Origin of the sequence: Proteus sp. G4415 (assembly GCF_963896075.1) — a bacterium.
Classification (GTDB): domain Bacteria; phylum Pseudomonadota; class Gammaproteobacteria; order Enterobacterales; family Enterobacteriaceae; genus Proteus; species Proteus mirabilis.
In genome coordinates this window covers 1-17,118 of the sequence record NZ_CAWQOK010000115.1, presented here as the reverse complement: position 1 = coordinate 17,118, position 17,118 = coordinate 1, and the positions used below count along the sequence as shown (strand labels likewise).

Annotated in this window: 15 protein-coding genes and 1 other annotated feature; of the genes, 12 read left to right on the top strand and 3 right to left on the bottom strand. The window is 40.6% G+C overall.

Going from position 1 to position 17,118, the window contains the following annotated elements:
• Nucleotides 1-383 precede the first annotated feature (383 nt).
• From AACU95_RS13085 to AACU95_RS13075, 3 genes are all read left to right on the top strand, one after another.
• Nucleotides 384-1,712 (top strand): HAAAP family serine/threonine permease, encoded by a 1,329-nt coding sequence (locus AACU95_RS13085; protein ID WP_141192152.1) that lies wholly within the window; start codon nt 384-386, stop codon nt 1,710-1,712.
• Between the two features lie 114 nt (nt 1,713-1,826).
• The gene (locus tag AACU95_RS13080; protein WP_004244536.1) at nt 1,827-3,191 is read left to right on the top strand and encodes an L-serine ammonia-lyase; all 1,365 of its coding nucleotides are present in this window, start codon (nt 1,827-1,829) and stop codon (nt 3,189-3,191) included.
• 346 nt (nt 3,192-3,537) lie between these two features.
• Nucleotides 3,538-5,208 carry a formate--tetrahydrofolate ligase gene (locus AACU95_RS13075; RefSeq protein WP_004244535.1) on the top strand — a complete coding sequence of 557 codons (1,671 nt, stop codon included), beginning with the start codon at nt 3,538-3,540 and terminating at the stop codon, nt 5,206-5,208.
• 89 nt (nt 5,209-5,297) lie between these two features.
• Here AACU95_RS13075 and AACU95_RS13070 read toward each other — a convergent pair whose 3' ends face one another.
• On the bottom strand, nt 5,298-6,500 hold the full coding sequence (locus tag AACU95_RS13070; RefSeq protein WP_004247605.1) for a serine hydrolase: 1,203 nt from the start codon (nt 6,498-6,500) through the stop codon (nt 5,298-5,300).
• A gap of 157 nt (nt 6,501-6,657) precedes the next feature.
• Between AACU95_RS13070 and AACU95_RS13065 the strand changes: the two genes are divergently transcribed.
• Nucleotides 6,658-7,278 carry a glutathione S-transferase family protein gene (locus AACU95_RS13065; RefSeq protein ID WP_141192153.1) on the top strand — a complete coding sequence of 207 codons (621 nt, stop codon included), beginning with the start codon at nt 6,658-6,660 and terminating at the stop codon, nt 7,276-7,278.
• Here AACU95_RS13065 and AACU95_RS13060 read toward each other — a convergent pair.
• A complete protein-coding gene (locus tag AACU95_RS13060) occupies nt 7,275-8,096 on the bottom strand; it encodes an SDR family oxidoreductase (RefSeq protein WP_004244530.1) in 822 nt (273 codons plus the stop codon). The two genes, AACU95_RS13065 and AACU95_RS13060, sit on opposite strands and share 4 nt — an antisense overlap.
• Nucleotides 8,097-8,426: 330 nt before the next feature.
• Nucleotides 8,427-8,558 (top strand) — a sequence feature (His leader region).
• Between the two features lie 44 nt (nt 8,559-8,602).
• Between AACU95_RS13060 and hisG the strand changes: the two genes are divergently transcribed.
• Genes hisG through hisIE form a run of 8 tightly spaced genes read left to right on the top strand, consistent with a single transcriptional unit; the run spans nt 8,603 to nt 15,732 of the window.
• Nucleotides 8,603-9,502: an ATP phosphoribosyltransferase gene (hisG, locus tag AACU95_RS13055; RefSeq protein WP_004244529.1), complete on the top strand. Its 900-nt coding sequence runs from the start codon at nt 8,603-8,605 to the stop codon at nt 9,500-9,502.
• 6 nt (nt 9,503-9,508) lie between these two features.
• Nucleotides 9,509-10,825 carry a histidinol dehydrogenase gene (gene hisD / locus AACU95_RS13050; protein ID WP_012367692.1) on the top strand — a complete coding sequence of 439 codons (1,317 nt, stop codon included), beginning with the start codon at nt 9,509-9,511 and terminating at the stop codon, nt 10,823-10,825.
• A 2-nt stretch (nt 10,826-10,827) separates the two neighbouring features.
• Nucleotides 10,828-11,910 (top strand): histidinol-phosphate transaminase, encoded by a 1,083-nt coding sequence (gene hisC / locus AACU95_RS13045; RefSeq protein ID WP_141192154.1) that lies wholly within the window; start codon nt 10,828-10,830, stop codon nt 11,908-11,910.
• Nucleotides 11,911-11,958: 48 nt separating this feature from the next.
• Nucleotides 11,959-13,026: a bifunctional histidinol-phosphatase/imidazoleglycerol-phosphate dehydratase HisB gene (hisB, locus tag AACU95_RS13040; RefSeq protein ID WP_161737079.1), complete on the top strand. Its 1,068-nt coding sequence runs from the start codon at nt 11,959-11,961 to the stop codon at nt 13,024-13,026.
• Nucleotides 13,026-13,616, top strand: a complete 591-nt coding sequence (hisH, locus tag AACU95_RS13035) for an imidazole glycerol phosphate synthase subunit HisH (protein WP_004244525.1) — start codon at nt 13,026-13,028, stop codon at nt 13,614-13,616. The genes hisB and hisH overlap by 1 nt, the downstream gene beginning before the upstream one ends.
• Nucleotides 13,617-13,622: 6 nt before the next feature.
• Nucleotides 13,623-14,360: a 1-(5-phosphoribosyl)-5-[(5-phosphoribosylamino)methylideneamino]imidazole-4-carboxamide isomerase gene (gene hisA, locus AACU95_RS13030; protein WP_141192155.1), complete on the top strand. Its 738-nt coding sequence runs from the start codon at nt 13,623-13,625 to the stop codon at nt 14,358-14,360.
• Nucleotides 14,342-15,115, top strand: coding sequence for an imidazole glycerol phosphate synthase subunit HisF (gene hisF / locus AACU95_RS13025; protein WP_004244523.1), 774 nt, complete (start codon nt 14,342-14,344; stop codon nt 15,113-15,115). The genes hisA and hisF overlap by 19 nt, the downstream gene beginning before the upstream one ends.
• Nucleotides 15,115-15,732, top strand: coding sequence for a bifunctional phosphoribosyl-AMP cyclohydrolase/phosphoribosyl-ATP diphosphatase HisIE (gene hisIE, locus AACU95_RS13020; RefSeq protein WP_012367689.1), 618 nt, complete (start codon nt 15,115-15,117; stop codon nt 15,730-15,732). Before hisF ends, hisIE begins: the two co-directional genes overlap by 1 nt.
• Nucleotides 15,733-15,874: 142 nt before the next feature.
• On the opposite strand, the gene yiaY is transcribed toward hisIE, so the two are convergent.
• A complete protein-coding gene (yiaY, locus tag AACU95_RS13015; RefSeq protein WP_004244521.1) occupies nt 15,875-17,026 on the bottom strand; it encodes an L-threonine dehydrogenase in 1,152 nt (383 codons plus the stop codon).
• Between the last annotated feature and the right edge of the window lie 92 nt (nt 17,027-17,118).

The following is a 17,118-nucleotide window of genomic DNA, read 5'->3' as shown; positions in this document are numbered from 1 at the left end:
AACAATTTTGGAAAACCATTTCAAAATGTTTATAAACAGCACACAAAAAGCACAAAGTATAAAAAATGTTACATTTAGCGATTTTTTAGTTATATTTAGCATTTGAGATGGTGATCACGGTAGTTTATCCTGAAAAACACTATATTCTGCCCATCTAAAGTCTAGATATAAACTTATTGAATATTTTTTCAAATTTTAGAAGATTTTTATTCTTTTAAAATCTAGCTTTTTTAGTATGTGGTAATTGAAGATATTGAGATAACACCAGGCACTCAATGCGCTCATTTATTCATAATAAAATTTATGCAGTGATTGCTTTGTAAAAAGGCAATGACTCACTTTATTTTTCATTATTTTTTTACCGCGTTATTTCGGAGAGTATTATGGATACAACCAAAGCTGGTTCTATCGCACAGGGTAATACCCAAAGTGATTACAAAACATGGCGTAAGTCAGACACAGTATGGATGCTCGGTTTGTATGGTACAGCTATCGGTGCTGGCGTTCTGTTTTTACCTATCAATGCCGGGATTGGTGGCTTAATTCCTCTGTTGATTATGTTAGTACTTGCTTTTCCTATGACCTTTTTTGCACACCGTGGTATGTGTCGCTTTGTGCTATCAGGTAAAAATCCAGGTGAAGATATTACTGAAGTGGTTGAAGAACACTTTGGTAAAACAGCAGGTGTATTAATCACTCTGCTCTATTTCTTTGCTATTTATCCTATCTTGTTGGTTTACAGTGTCGCTATCACTAATACGGTAGAAAGCTTTATTGTTCACCAAATGCATATGACAGCACCACCTCGTGCGATTTTATCACTGGTACTGATTGTCGGTATTATGTGTATCATTCGCTTTGGTGAACAAGCTATTGTTAAAGCAATGAGTGTCTTAGTATTCCCATTCGTTGCCATCTTGATGGTACTTGCTTTATACCTCATTCCTGAATGGAATGGTGCCATTCTTGATACGCTCTCTTTTGATCACGCCTCAACTTCAGGTATGAGCCAAGGCTTGTTAGTAACCTTATGGTTAGCTATCCCTGTGATGGTGTTCTCTTTTAACCACTCACCTATCATCTCTGCTTTTGCTGTGGCAAAACGCGAAGAGTACGGTGACAATGCAGAGAAAAAATGTTCACGCATCTTAGCTTATGCTCATATTATGATGGTGATCACTGTTATGTTCTTCGTGTTTAGCTGCGTATTTAGCTTAACACCAGAAAATTTAGCTGAAGCAAAAGAGCAAAACATCAGTATTCTGTCTTATCTTGCTAACCACTTTGAAGCACCCGTTATCGCTTACATTGCACCTTTCATTGCCTTTGTTGCGATTACTAAATCTTTCTTAGGTCACTATTTAGGGGCTCGTGAAGGTTTCAATGGCTTAATTATCAAAGGGATGCGTGGAATTGGTAAGAATATCGAAAAAGATCGTTTAAACAAAATCACAGCTCTGTTTATGTTGGTTACAACGTGGATCGTTGCAACATTAAACCCAAGTATCCTTGGTATGATTGAAACACTGGGTGGCCCAATCATCGCAATGTTACTGTTCTTAATGCCTATGTATGCTATCCGTAAAGTACCAGCGATGAAAAAATATCAAGGCCATATTAGCAACGTATTTGTTGTTATCATGGGTCTGATTGCAATCTCAGCGGTTTTCTACACCTTAGGTAATACTTTCATTAATTATTTCTTTAACTAATAAGTTTATCGATGGCTACTTTCTAAAATGAAAGTAGCCATATCGCTACAGTCTACAAAACAGTTTTCATTCTAATAACACACAGTGCGCCTTTAAATTAGGGAGGCGAATATTATGGTTAGCGTTTTTGATATTTTTAAAATCGGTATTGGACCTTCAAGCTCACACACGGTAGGCCCAATGAAAGCAGGTAAAGAATTTGTCGATTTACTTGCTGAGAAAAACCTTCTCTCCTCTGTTTCCCGCGTAGTCGTTGATGTGTATGGCTCTTTATCTCTAACAGGTAAAGGTCACGCAACAGATATCGCGATTATTATGGGATTAGCCGGTAATTTACCTGATACGGTTGATATTGACGCTATCGCACCTTTTATTAAACAAGTCGAAAATACCGGACGTTTGATGTTAGCTAATGGTGCTCAAGAGGTTGATTTCCCCGCGGTTGGAGGCATGAATTTTCATAAAAGTAATTTACCTCTTCATGAAAATGGTATGACTATCAGCGCCTATAATGGCGAACAACTTCTGTTGAAAAAAACCTATTACTCCATTGGTGGCGGCTTTATTGTTGATGAAGAGCATTTTGGTCAGCCCGAAGAGAATAAAGTTGAAGTACCTTATCCTTATCAATATGCTGCTGATTTACGACGTCACTGTAAGGAAACCGGTCTCTCTCTTTCTGCACTGGTGATGCAAAATGAGCTTGCATTACGCAGTAAAGAAGAGATCTCAGCCCATTTTGCTGCCGTTTGGGAGGTAATGAAATCAGGTATCGAGCGCGGTGTTAATACCGAAGGCTTATTACCGGGACCATTACGTGTTCCTCGTCGCGCATCTGCGTTACGTCGTATGTTAGTGACTGAAGATAAAACCACCACCGATCCTATGACAGTGGTTGATTGGATCAATATGTTTGCATTAGCCGTAAACGAAGAGAATGCAGCCGGTGGACGTGTTGTAACAGCACCCACTAATGGCGCATGCGGTATTATTCCTGCCGTACTCTCCTATTACGATAAATTTATTCGCCCAGTCAATGAAAACTCCTATACACGCTTTTTCTTAGTGGCCGGTGTTATTGGGTCGCTGTACAAAATGAATGCCTCTATTTCCGGTGCTGAAGTGGGTTGTCAAGGTGAAGTCGGTGTAGCCTGCTCAATGGCTGCTGGCGCTTTAACTGAACTGCTAGGGGGTAGTCCTGAGCAAGTCTGTATTGCGGCTGAAATCGCGATGGAGCATAACTTAGGTCTTACTTGTGATCCGGTTGCAGGACAAGTACAGGTGCCTTGTATCGAGCGTAATGCTATTGCTGCCGTACAAGCGGTAAACTCAGCACGGATGGCGCTTCGTCGTGTCAGTGATCCACGTATCTGTTTAGATAAAGTCATCGAGACTATGTATGAAACAGGTAAAGATATTAATTCTAAATATCGTGAAACATCGCAAGGTGGCTTAGCCATTAAAGTCTCTTGCGATTAATTTAACACTTTGACATGATTGTTACCCATAAATAATGCCAGCTTTTGCTGGCATTATTTATTTTTGCTCCCCCGTCCTATATCTCTTCAATCACATCATAATAATTTTATATTTTTTATTACAATGGCAGTATCATGTGACACCGAGCATATCTTCTAAAGTCCAATATCTATAAACCTATAAATCTATTGGTCATATTTATATTATTAGCTAAAGTTGATTAATTAGAGGGTTATTCGCTCAATAAGTAGCAACAGAGCGACACATTTTTTCTTGATCTGTTGAATCGATAGCATTGATGCATTATCACTCATGTAGCTCTACACGGGATAAAAAGAGAACCAAAATGAAATCAGATATTGAAATTTCCCATCAAGCACCGCTTTTACCCATCCAAGATATTGCTAAAAAAATAAATGTAGACCAAGACGATATTGAATTTTATGGCAAATACAAAGCCAAGTTTAGCCAGAGTATTTGGTCAAAAATCACCTCAAAAAAACAGGGTAAATTGGTGCTTGTCACTTCCATTAATCCCACACCAGCAGGTGAAGGTAAAACCACCGTTACGGTAGGATTAGGACAAGCCCTTAATCAATTAGGCAAAAGTGCCATTATTGCATTACGCGAACCCTCCTTAGGCCCTTGTTTTGGTCTAAAAGGAGGAGCGGCTGGCGGTGGATATTCACAAGTTGTACCGATGGAAGATCTCAATCTTCATTTTACCGGTGATTTTCATGCTATCACCTCTGCAAATAATTTATTAGCAGCGATGTTAGATAACTCGCTTTATCAAGGTAATCCCCTTAACATTAATCCTAAAAAGATTATTTTTAAGCGCTGTATGGATATGAATGATCGCGCACTACGTCATTTAGTGATTGGATTAGGTGGCGACAAAGATGGGGTGGTTAGAGAAGATAGCTTTGTTATCACCGTTGCTAGCGAAATTATGTCTATCCTTTGTTTAGCAAAAGATATTAATGATTTAAAACAGCGCTTAGCACGTATCATCGTTGCATATAACTATGAAGGCGAGCCTGTTAGTGCTGAAGATCTCAACGCTGTCGGCGCTATGGCAACCTTACTTAAAGATGCCCTTAATCCTAATTTAGTACAAACGTTAGAAAATACCCCCGCGATTATTCATGGTGGCCCTTTTGCCAACATTGCCCATGGCTGTAATAGCCTAAGAGCGACTAAACTTGCTCTTCAACTGGCTGATATCACTGTAACAGAAGCGGGATTTGGTGCTGATCTAGGTGCGGAAAAATTCTTTGATATCAAATGTCGCATAGGCGACTTACAACCAGACTGCGCTGTTTTAGTCGTTACCACTAAGGCATTAAAATATAATGGTGGCTTAGGCAAAACACAGTGGGATCACGAAAATCTCACCGCTTTAGCAACGGGGATCGAAAATCTAGGTAAGCATATTGAAAATCTGAAAAAATATGGTGTTCCGGTTATTGTTACAGTAAATGCTTATGTGACAGACTCTGCTAAAGAGCATGAATTTATCGCCCAATATTGCCAGCAAAGAGGATGTCGTTTTGCCATTAGTCAAGTATGGGAGAAAGGTGGCGCGGGTGGTATTGAATTAGCCAATCAGGTTATTGATACACTAGAAAATGATGCACCACAGTTTCAATTACTCTACCCTGATAATATGCCTTTAAAGCAAAAGATAGAGACCATTGCTCAAGAAATTTATGGTGCAAAAGGGGTGACTTACAATGCTAACGCCCAAGAGATGCTAACAAAAATCGAGGATATGGGCTTTGGCCATTTCCCTATTTGTATGGCAAAAACGCAATATTCTCTATCAGATGATCCCGCATTACTTGGTCGCCCGACTGATTTTACCATTAATATCCGGGAAGTGTATGTCAGTGCTGGTGCAGGCTTTGTTGTTGCATTAACGGGCACAATAAATACGATGCCAGGATTACCTAAAAAACCGGCAGCAATGGCGATGGACGTTGATGATCATGGGGCAATAAAAGGACTGTTCTAAGGCACTTAAAACCTGCTCAATAAAGAATGCCAGTTAATACTGGCATTCTTATTTTAAATGGGTGAGTTTTTCAGTAATTATGAGCTTAATTAACCAAAAAGCGCATTAAACCAACCAGAGACTGTTTTAACCACAAAGTCCCAGATACGACTAAAGAACCCCCCTTCTTCAACCGCTTCTTTTACCACTAATGGACGCTGCTCAATCACTTCATCGTTTAGTAAGAAATTCACTGTTCCTACGACTTGATTTTGTGTTAATGGTGCTTCTAATTCGGGGTTAGTCAATGTAAAAGAGGCTTTTAAGTTCTTTAACTCTCCTTTAGGAATGGTGATTGATGCATCTTTAGCAACACCTAAAGCCACTTCACCTTTATCGCCATACCATACTTTTTGCGTAGTCAGGGGCACGTTCTCTTTTACAGGTGTCACGGTTTCAAAAAAGCGGAAACCCCAGCCGAGTAATCTTTCACTTTCAGCAAAACGCACTTTATCTGATGGCGCCCCTAAAACCACTGCAATCAGACGCATATTTCCTTCGGTTGCCGAAGAGACAAGGTTATAGCCAGCCCCATTGGTATGCCCGGTTTTTACACCGTCGACATTCATATTTTTATTCCACAATAGACGGTTACGATTTGGCTGGCGAATATTGTTGAAGGTAAATTCTTTTTCTTTATGAATATCATATTCTGAAGGTACATCGCGGATCATGGCAGCTGTTAATAACGCCATATCTTGTGCTGTGGTGTACTGCCCTTCAGAATCTAGACCGTGTACTGTTTTAAAGTGAGTGTTTTTTAAACCTAAATTCGCGGCATAGGTATTCATAAGATCAACAAAGGTTTCTTGGCTACCGGCAACATGTTCTGCCAACGCAATACTGGCATCATTACCAGATTGGATCACCATACCTCGATTTAAGTCGATCACTTTAACTCGATCGCCTGGTTTTAAAAACATCAAGGATGAGCCCTTTAAAACAGGATTACCCGTCGCCCAAGCATTGCGCCCAACAATAACAATATCATCGGGCGACATACGTCCCTCTTTTATCGCTTGTCCTACCACATAACTACTCATTATTTTGGTTAGACTGGCAGGATCTAGGCGCTCTTCAGGCTTCTCTGAAGCAAGTATTTTTCCACTGTTATAATCCATTAATACGTAAGATTTAGCCTCAATTTGAGGCGGCACAGGATTATTCACCGCAAAAGTAGGACTAGAAATAATTAGCAGTAAACCCATTCCCGCGGTAACCTTAGCCAATACGGATGGAAGATTTGTTTTCATTACCGATCACCCTTTTATATCAATTTGTTAAAGCTTTCCTACTATAGGGCTTTATGGAATAAGACGCCAACATTGATAGATAAAGATTTATCTTATATTCATATTTAACGCCCTACAGAGGGAATTTTTGTTACTTATCGTGGTTTAGGAGACCTTTATGTTAAAAGTCTGGGGTAGAAAAAACTCATCGAACGTTAAAAAAGTCCTGTGGTGTTTAAAAGAGCTTCAAGCTCCTTACGAACAAATTGATGTCGGAGGCCCTTTTGGTGGACTTCATGAGGCCAACTATTTAGCACTCAATCCCAATGCATCTATTCCTACCTTACAAGATGCTGATTTTGCCTTATGGGAGTCAAATACCATAATTCGTTATTTATGTACCAAATATGAAAATTATCATCTCTACCCAACCGATGTAAAGCAACGCGCAAACGTTGAAAAATGGATGGATTGGTCGAATGGTAGCCTTTTTTCTCCAATCCAACAAATGATGATAAATCTTGTTCGCACACCAAAAGAGCAGCAAGATCCACAGCTTGTACAGAGCCTAAAAGCGAAATTAAACCAACTGATCAAAATTGCCGATGATCAACTGGCTAAAACAGCTTATTTTGCCGGTGACTATTTTTCATTAGCTGATATCGCTATTGCTCCTTTGGTATACCCATGGCTAGAGGTTTGCCAAGAAGGTGCAAATTATCCACATCTACAACGCTGGTTTGCACAATTAAGTGAAAATCAGATCTTCCGTGATGTCGTTTTACTGCCGGTAAATTAACTCATTGGCATTTTGTCGGGATCAGGATAGTGATAATGGAATCCGAGATCTCGGCAAATCTCCTGACCGTCGATCTCTCGTGCTGGCGGTTTATCTTCTAGAGCAAATTCAGGGGGAGTAAGATCTAACTGTGCAGCAACACGGCTGTAAAAATCTTTCTTTTTAGGATGAATAGGGGCACATAAATTATATAAACGGCCTCCTTCATTTTGAGCAAGCAGTTGCTCTATCGCAAAAATAACATCGTCTAAATGCACTAAATTGACACTCTGATGTGCACCTTTGACCTGTTTTTTACCGGATAAAAAGCGTCCTGCATGACGACCAGGCCCAACTAACCCCGCCAAACGTAAAATATCGACGGTCGTAAGTGGTAAGCGATGTAACCAATTTTCAACTTCCGCTATCATCTTAGCGGATTGCGTTTCCGGCCTAATATCAACTTCTTCTGTAATAACACCACTTTGATTGCCATATACTGAAGTAGAGCTAATATAAATCACTCTTGTCACATGCCGAGACATGGCGCTATCCACTAATGTTTGTATCCCTTCAACATAATCATATCCTCCCCCCGCCGCACTGGGAGGTAATGTAATAATCAGTACGTCAGTTTCCATTAAGTAATCAAAATCATCTCTATCACACTCAATAGCCGGTGTTAAATTCATTAGACAACAATCAACACCACTCATTCGTGCTGCTTCTACACCATCTTCTGTGGTTTTTGTTCCTTTTACTTGATACCCCGCTTCACGCAAGGCATTGGCAAGTGGTAATCCTAACCAACCTAATCCGACTATCGTGATCCGTTTCATTTTCTACCCCTACTTTCATGGCTTATTTAAATTATGTAACAAAACTTAATTTTATCCATTACTGATAAAAACTGCTTAAGCGTTATATATATTTAGCCTGCTTTAATATACTGGCGCACTTACTCGGTTAAGTAAAGAAAAGAAATATTAAAATTCTCTAAAAAAACATAAGGTTACAATTTATTTAAATTATTATTAAAAAATAGGTTGCTTTTTACTTTATAAATCAGGTAGGTTGAAAGGCAGACAAATTCTAAATACTGGTTAATTATTTATAACGGGTATTTTTATTCGCTAGGAAAACATTATGTATAGCATTCAATTAAACCACCATCATCACCATCATCCTGACTAGTCTTTCAGGCGATGAGTGCTGGAAGACGTTTAGGTAACGCTTCCGGTGGTCTGAGTGCAGACAATAAAATAAAAACCCCGGAAGGCAACTTCCGGGGTTTTTTTATAGCTAAATTTCATAACAAGAATACGGACAAAGATAGGGTAACATTATGTTAGATAAAGCAAGATTACGAATTGCCATGCAAAAATCAGGTCGTTTAAGTGATGATTCACGAGCACTTTTAGCGCGTTGTGGCATTAAAATAAACTTAAACCAACAACGCCTTATCGCTTATGCGGAAAATATGCCTATCGATATTTTACGTGTCAGAGATGATGATATCCCCGGTTTAGTGATGGACGGAGTGGTTGATTTAGGCATTATTGGTGAAAACGTATTAGAAGAAGAATTACTAAAACGCCGAGCACAAGGAGAAAATCCAAGTTATATCACACTGCGTCGTCTTGACTTTGGTGCTTGCCGTTTATCTCTTGCTGCACCGGTTGATTTTGATTATCAAGGGGTTGAATGCCTCAATAATACCCGTATTGCCACCTCTTACCCTAATCTATTAAAACGTTATTTAGACCAAAAAGGGATCACCTTTAAATCTTGCTTATTAAATGGCTCCGTTGAAGTCGCACCTCGAGCCGGTCTGGCTGATTCTATTTGTGATTTAGTTTCTACTGGCGCCACATTAGAAGCCAATGGATTAAAAGAAGTAGAAGTTATTTATCGTTCTAAAGCTTGTTTAATTCAACGTGACGGTGAAATGGACGCAACAAAACAAGCCCTTATCGATCGCTTAATGACGCGTATTCAAGGAGTTATTCAAGCGCGCGAATCAAAATACATTATGTTACACGCGCCAAGTGATTGCCTTGAAGATGTTATCGCCCTATTACCGGGTGCTGAGCGCCCGACCATCCTTCCTTTAGCGGGTGATCAAAATCGAGTAGCAATGCACATGGTCAGCAGTGAAACCCTCTTTTGGGAAACGATGGAAAAACTAAAAGCATTAGGGGCAAGTTCAATTCTTGTTTTACCAATTGAAAAAATGATGGAATAAGGTGAGATGATGAAAACGGCGTTTAATACATTAAACTTCTGGGATAAATGCACCCAACAGCAACAACAACAGCTACTCACTCGCCCAGCGATATCCGCATCAGCGTCTATTACAGAGCAAGTTGCTACGATTATTTCTCAGGTACGCAACGATGGGGATAAAGCCCTTAAGGCACTGAGTCAAAAATATGATAAAGCGGCTCCCGATAGCGTATTGGTGACAAAAACACAGATTGACGTGGCTTGTGCAAGGCTCAATAACGAAATCAAACAAGCAATAGCGCAAGCCATGAGCAATATACGCCGTTTTCATGAAGCGCAAATTCCTAAAACCATTGAGGTAGAAACGCAACCTGGTGTATTTTGCCAACAAGTCAGTCGCCCTATTGATGCAGTAGGACTTTATATTCCCGGAGGATCAGCGCCTTTACTCTCAACTGTGATGATGTTGGGGCTACCGGCCCGTATTGCCGGTTGTCGCAAAATAATTTTATGCTCTCCGCCACCGATTGCTGATGAAATTTTGTATATTGCGCAACAAATTGGTATTGATGAAATATTCCAAGTCGGTGGTGCTCAAGCCATTGCTGCGATGGCTTTTGGTACAGAGTCTATCCCAAAGGTAGATAAAATTTTCGGCCCGGGAAATGCCTATGTGACAGAAGCAAAACGCCAAGTCAGCCAATCGCTACAAGGTGCGGCTATTGATATGCCAGCCGGCCCTTCGGAAGTATTAGTGATTGCTGATGCCGATGCTCATCCTGCCTTTATTGCCGCTGATTTACTATCACAAGCAGAGCACGGTCCTGACTCACAAGTGGTGCTATTAACCCCAGATGAAGCCCTTGCCAAAGCGGTCATTAGCGAGACGCAAGCCCAATTAACACAATTAACTCGCGCAGAAATAGCACAACAAGCCTTAGCCGAAAGTCGTGTCATTATCACCCGTGATCTCAACCAATGTATTGAAATCAGTAATCGCTATGGGCCTGAACACTTAATTATTCAGACTAATGATGCAGACTCACTTGTTGATAGCATTACTAGCGCCGGCTCAGTGTTCTTAGGGGCTTGGTCTCCTGAATCGGCGGGAGATTACGCTTCTGGCACCAATCACGTACTACCTACATACGGTTATACCGCCACCTATTCGAGTTTAGGCTTAGCCGATTTTATGAAGCGTATGACCATACAAAAACTGACTGCTCAAGGTTTGGCTGATTTAGCCAATACCATTGAAATATTAGCGCAAGCAGAGCAATTAACTGCACATAAAAATGCCGTCACACTTCGCGTTAACGCCTTGGCTCAAGGAGATAACTAGCTATGAACACGCCCTTTGATATTACCCTATTAGCCAGAAAAAATGTTCGCCAGTTAACCCCTTATCAATCAGCGAGACGTTTAGGTGGAAATGGCTCGGTTTGGTTAAATGCCAATGAATACCCTACCGCTCCTGACTTTACGTTTAATGAAAAAAATTTAAACCGCTACCCTGAGTGTCAGCCTGTTAACGTAATTAATCGCTATGCAGCATATGCAGGCGTCCAACCTGAGCAAGTGTTAGTTAGCCGAGGTGCCGATGAAGCGATAGAACTACTGATCCGTGCTTTTTGTGAGCCCGGTAAAGATGCTGTTCTCTATTGTCCACCCACTTATGGTATGTACAGCGTCAGTGCGGAAACCTTTGGTGTAGAACAGCGTATTGTCCCTGCTCTTGCTGATTGGGAGCCTGATGTCAAAGCCATTGCATCACAACTTGATAATGTAAAACTTATCTACCTATGCAGTCCCAATAACCCAACGGGCAATATCGTTGAGCCTTCACTGATCCGCGAAGTATTAGCATTAGCAAAAGATAAAGCCATTGTGGCTATTGACGAAGCTTATATTGAGTTTTGTCCTCAAGCATCACTAGTCACTTGGTTAAAAGAGTATCCGAATTTAGTCATTTTGCGAACTCTCTCTAAAGCTTTTGCATTAGCGGGACTGCGTTGTGGCTTTGCACTTGCCAATTCACCTGTTATTGAATTATTACTTAAGGTGATCGCCCCTTACCCACTGTCTACCCCGGTTGCTGATATTGCGGCACAAGCATTAACTGACCAAGGTATAGAAGCGATGAAACAACGGGTAACGGAAATTGTACGCAATAGAACATATTTAGCGGATGCACTAAAAAATTTACCCAATGTTGAACAGGTTTATTGTAGTGAAACCAACTATATTTTAGTGAAATTCACTGATGCTGATTGTGTTTTCCGCAGTTTATGGGATCAAGGGATTATTTTACGCGATCAACAGCGTCAATATGGGCTGACAGGTTGTTTACGCATCTCTATCGGTACACGTCAAGAGTGTGATAGCGTGATAACCGCTATAAAAAATAGACAAACGGCAAACGTATAAACATCACTAATGATAACAATAAAAAATCACCACTGAGGGATCTCAACCATGAGCCAGAAAATTCTTTTTATCGATCGTGATGGTACTTTGATCACAGAGCCACCAACCGATCACCAAGTTGATAGTCTCAATAAGCTTGCCTTTGAAAATGGCGTTATTCTCGCATTACTCAACTTACAACAGGCGGGCTATAAGCTTATTATGATCACCAATCAAGATGGGCTTGGTACAGACAGTTTTCCACAAGCGGACTTTGAACCCCCTCATAATCTCATGATGCAGATTTTTTCTTCACAAGGTATTGTTTTTGATGAAGTATTAATCTGCCCTCATAAACCTGAAGACAACTGTCCTTGTCGTAAACCTGAAACAGGGTTAGTCACCCAATATCTGGTTGAAAGTGCTCTTGATAAAACCAATAGCTATGTGATTGGTGATAGACAAACCGATCTACAATTAGCTGAAAATATGGGGATCAACGGATTACGTTATAACGCCAATGAATTAAGCTGGTCAGCTATCAGTGAATTGCTGACGAAAAAAGATCGCTACTCCCACGTTGAACGTAAAACCAAAGAGACACAAATTGCCATTGATATCTGGCTTGATCGTGAAGGCGAGAGCCAAATTAGCACTGGAGTTGGTTTTTTTGATCATATGCTAGATCAAATTGCCACCCACGGTGGCTTTCGTATGAATATCAATGTACAAGGGGATTTAGTCATTGACGATCACCACACCGTTGAAGATACAGGCCTTGCACTCGGCGAAGCACTGCGAGAAGCATTAGGTAATAAACGCGGCATTGCACGTTTTGGTTTTACTTTGCCTATGGATGAATGCCTAGCAAGTTGTGCGCTAGATATTTCTGGACGCCCTCACCTTGAATATAAAGCAGAATTTAAATATCAGCGCGTTGGTGATTTAAGCACAGAGATGATTGAGCACTTTTTCCGCTCTCTCTCTTACACTATGGGCTGCACTCTACACTTAAAATCAAAAGGCAAAAACGATCACCACAAAGCAGAAAGTCTGTTTAAAGTATTTGGTCGTACCTTACGCCAAGCTATTCGTGTTGAAGGAAATACCTTACCCAGTTCAAAAGGTGTGCTGTGATGAAAGTCGTCATTCTTGATACAGGTTGTGCTAATTTAGCCTCGGTTGCATACGCCGTACAAAGGCTAGGTTACGATCCGATTATTTCTTATGAAAAAAATATCGTGTTATCTGCTGATAAACTGTTTCTACCCGGGGTGGGAACAGCTAGTGCCGCTATGGAACAACTAAAAGCCCGTGAACTTATCCCTTTAATTAAAGCGTTAACCCAACCCGTATTAGGCATTTGCTTAGGAATGCAAATTTTGGCCTCTCTGAGTGAAGAAGGTCACAATATCCCTCTATTAGGATTAGTTGACGGTAATATCAATAAACTTGATACCAAAGGATTACCCTTACCGCATATGGGTTGGGATCAGGTATTAGCAAAACCCGCTCACCCTCTATTTCGCAATATTGACAGCGACGCTTGGTTCTATTTTGTTCACAGTTATGGTTTAGGGCTCAATGACTCAACCATAGCCGAAACAGAATATGGTTCACGCTTTAGCAGTGCCATTCAGAAAGATAATTTCTATGGGGTGCAATTTCACCCTGAACGCTCAGGAAAAGCGGGTGCTCAACTGATTAAGAATTTTTTGGAGATGTAACGCGTTATGATTATTCCGGCATTAGATTTAATTGATGGCAAAGTCGTTCGTCTTCATCAAGGTGATTATAATAAACAACGTGATTATGATGATGATCCGATCCGCCGCTACCAACAATATCAACAAGACGGAGCAAAATTATTGCATCTCGTCGACTTAACTGGCGCGAAAGATCCACTTGCACGGCAGATCCCACTATTAAAACAGCTAGTTGCCTGTGTTAACGTTCCTGTGCAAGTTGGTGGTGGTATTCGTAGCGAAGAAGATGTGAAGTCACTATTAGCCGCAGGAGCAAGTCGGGTTGTGATTGGCTCTACAGCGGTGAGCCAGCCCGAATTAGTCAAAACATGGTTTGAGCGTTATGGTGCTGATGCGATTGTACTCGCCCTTGATGTTCGTATCGACGAACAAGGTAAAAAATGGGTGGCGGTAAGTGGCTGGCAAGAAAACTCCCCCTATACACTAGAAGAGATCATCACACTTTATCAACCTGTAGGATTAAAGCATGTATTGTGCACCGATATTTCTCGTGATGGCACCTTAGCCGGTTCTAACGTCGAACTGTATAAAGAAATTAGCCAGCGTTTCCCTGATATTTTATTCCAAGCTTCAGGCGGTATTGGTGATTTACAGGATATTGCAGCACTTCCTGGATCGGGTGTTGCGGGCATTATTGTTGGCAGAGCACTATTAGAAGGTAAATTCACATTACAAGAGGCGATATCATGTTGGCAAAACGCATAATTCCTTGTCTTGATGTTCGTGATGGACAGGTTGTTAAAGGTGTGCAATTTCGTAACCATGAAATTATTGGTGATATTGTTCCCTTAGCAGAACGCTACGCGAAAGAAGGTGCCGACGAGCTGGTCTTTTATGATATAACCGCCTCTTCTGATGGCCGAGTGGTCGATAAAAGTTGGGTATCGCGGGTAGCCGAAGTGATTGATATTCCATTTTGTGTTGCGGGTGGTATTCGCTCAGTAGAAGATGCCGGGAAAATTCTCTCTTTTGGGGCAGATAAAATCTCAATTAATTCCCCTGCACTTTCTGATCCAACACTGATTTCCCGCCTTGCCGATCGCTACGGTGTGCAGTGTGTAGTTGTGGGAATTGATACATGGTTTGATGAAAAAACCGGGGAATATCTCGTTTATCAATTTACGGGTGATGAAAAACGCACACAACAAACGCCATGGAAAACGCTCGATTGGGTACAAGAAGTACAGCAACGAGGTGCGGGGGAAATAGTGTTAAACATGATGAACCAAGATGGTGTAAGACAAGGCTATGATTTAAAACAACTCGCACTGGTACGCCAAGTCACTCAGGTTCCCATGATAGCTTCTGGCGGTGCAGGTGAAATGTCACACTTTCTGGATGCGTTTAAATTAGCCAATGTTGACGGTGCCCTTGCCGCTTCCGTATTCCATAAGCAGATCATTAATATCAACGAATTGAAACAGTATCTCGCAGAAAATGGCGTTAAGGTAAGAATATAATGAATAATACAAAACTCGCCCAATTAGATTGGCAAAAAGTCGATAACCTAATGCCTGTCATTATCCAAAATGCTATTTCTGGTGATGTCTTAATGCTTGGTTATATGGATAAAGCCGCATTAGAAATGACGCTAAACAGTGGCAAGGTCACTTTCTATTCACGAACTAAACAACGTTTATGGACAAAAGGTGAAACATCAGGCAATTTCCTTAAATTAGTGGATATTTATCCTGATTGTGATAACGATACTTTACTTATTTTAGCTCACCCAATCGGGCCTACTTGTCATAATGGGACTGAAAGTTGTTTTGCTCCGGCTCAAAGCCAATGGGGATTTCTTTATGAGCTTGAGAACTTACTGCGCGAGCGTAAAAGCGCCTCGCCAGATAGCTCTTATACGGCACAACTTTATGCCAGCGGAACCAAACGTATCGCACAAAAAGTCGGAGAGGAAGGTGTTGAGACTGCTTTAGCTGCAACTGTTAATGATCGTGAAGAGTTAAAAAATGAAGCTTCTGATTTGCTCTATCATTTAATGGTGCTATTACAAGACCAATCGCTATCTCTATCTGATGTGATTGATTGCTTACAAAAGCGTCATAAAAAAGCGCAATAAAATAAGTGTCAGTCATTAAACTACATGACCACTTAATACTTAATAATATAAAAAACACCTCAAATACGACATTGATATTTGAGGTGTTAATTCTTTGCTTAAATAAGATGTTAACTTATATTAACCCTCTTATTTTTAGCGATTACATTGCTTGGCGGAATATCTCGATAACATCACTTTCACTACCTTGAACAGGGTTAGTGATGGCACATGCATCTTTTAATGCATTTTCAGCTAATGTTTTAAAATCTTCTTCTTTCACGCCTAATTCTTTCAGGCCTGCTGGAATACCGACATCTTTGGCGATTTTGCGGATCTCTTCAATACAAGCTTGCGCACCCTGCTCATCATTCATTGCCGAAACATCAACACCCATAGCTTGCGCTATATCTTTTAAACGACCTGCTGCTGCTTGGATATTATAAGCTTGAACATGAGGCAGTAATACTGCATTACATACACCATGAGGTAAGTTATAAAAACCACCTAATTGGTGAGCCATAGCATGCACATAACCTAAAGAAGCATTATTAAATGCCATACCCGCTAAAAATTGTGCATAAGCCATATTTTCACGTGCTGCTGTATCACCACCGTTTTCAACGACTTTACGTAAAGACTCACTGATCATCGTCACTGCTTTTAACGCACATGCATCAGTAATAGGATTAGCGGCAGTAGAGACATAAGCTTCAACAGCATGGGTTAACGCATCCATACCCGTAGCTGCGGTTAAACCTTTTGGCATACCAATCATTAACTCTGAATCATTTACAGATAAGATTGGTGTTACATTTTTATCAACAATAGCCATTTTAATATGACGCGCAGTATCCGTGATGATACAAAAACGTGTCATTTCAGAAGCAGTACCAGCGGTTGTATTAATTGCAATCAGTGGTAATTGCGGATGCTCAGAGCGATCAACCCCTTCATAATCGGCAATCTTACCACCATTGGCAGCGACTAGTGCGATACCTTTAGCACAGTCATGAGGAGAGCCACCACCTAAAGAGATAACACAGTCACATTGATGCTCTTTTAATAAGGCTAACCCCGCTTCAACATTTTCAACGGTAGGGTTTGGCGCTGTACCATCATAAGTAACGCTAGCAATACCTGATTTCGCCAGTAATTCACTCACTTTATTTACAACACCTAATTGATTTAAAACACTATCAGTAACAATCAGTGCTTTATGAAAGCCAAAGTCTTTCATTGAGTTTATCGCGTCTGCAAGACAACCTGCGCCTAATTTGTTTACTGAAGGGATATAAAATGTTGAACTGGCCATTATTGACTTCCTTTTAGTAATTTAATCTACGTTTTAATATGTTCTATTCTTTTTATTCTTAAATTGATCATTATCAATATAATGAATAAATA

Bases quoted from the DNA above. Each gene is read 5' to 3' on its own strand.
- AACU95_RS13085 (WP_141192152.1), top strand. From the start codon at position 384: ATGGATACAACCAAAGCTGGTTCTATCGCACAGGGTAATACCCAAAGT.
- AACU95_RS13080 (WP_004244536.1), top strand. From the start codon at position 1,827: ATGGTTAGCGTTTTTGATATTTTTAAAATCGGTATTGGACCTTCAAGC.
- AACU95_RS13075 (WP_004244535.1), top strand. From the start codon at position 3,538: ATGAAATCAGATATTGAAATTTCCCATCAAGCACCGCTTTTACCCATC.
- AACU95_RS13070 (WP_004247605.1), bottom strand. From the start codon at position 6,500: ATGAAAACAAATCTTCCATCCGTATTGGCTAAGGTTACCGCGGGAATG.
- AACU95_RS13065 (WP_141192153.1), top strand. From the start codon at position 6,658: ATGTTAAAAGTCTGGGGTAGAAAAAACTCATCGAACGTTAAAAAAGTC.
- AACU95_RS13060 (WP_004244530.1), bottom strand. From the start codon at position 8,096: ATGAAACGGATCACGATAGTCGGATTAGGTTGGTTAGGATTACCACTT.
- hisG (WP_004244529.1), top strand. From the start codon at position 8,603: ATGTTAGATAAAGCAAGATTACGAATTGCCATGCAAAAATCAGGTCGT.
- hisD (WP_012367692.1), top strand. From the start codon at position 9,509: ATGATGAAAACGGCGTTTAATACATTAAACTTCTGGGATAAATGCACC.
- hisC (WP_141192154.1), top strand. From the start codon at position 10,828: ATGAACACGCCCTTTGATATTACCCTATTAGCCAGAAAAAATGTTCGC.
- hisB (WP_161737079.1), top strand. From the start codon at position 11,959: ATGAGCCAGAAAATTCTTTTTATCGATCGTGATGGTACTTTGATCACA.
- hisH (WP_004244525.1), top strand. From the start codon at position 13,026: ATGAAAGTCGTCATTCTTGATACAGGTTGTGCTAATTTAGCCTCGGTT.
- hisA (WP_141192155.1), top strand. From the start codon at position 13,623: ATGATTATTCCGGCATTAGATTTAATTGATGGCAAAGTCGTTCGTCTT.
- hisF (WP_004244523.1), top strand. From the start codon at position 14,342: ATGTTGGCAAAACGCATAATTCCTTGTCTTGATGTTCGTGATGGACAG.
- hisIE (WP_012367689.1), top strand. From the start codon at position 15,115: ATGAATAATACAAAACTCGCCCAATTAGATTGGCAAAAAGTCGATAAC.
- yiaY (WP_004244521.1), bottom strand. From the start codon at position 17,026: ATGGCCAGTTCAACATTTTATATCCCTTCAGTAAACAAATTAGGCGCA.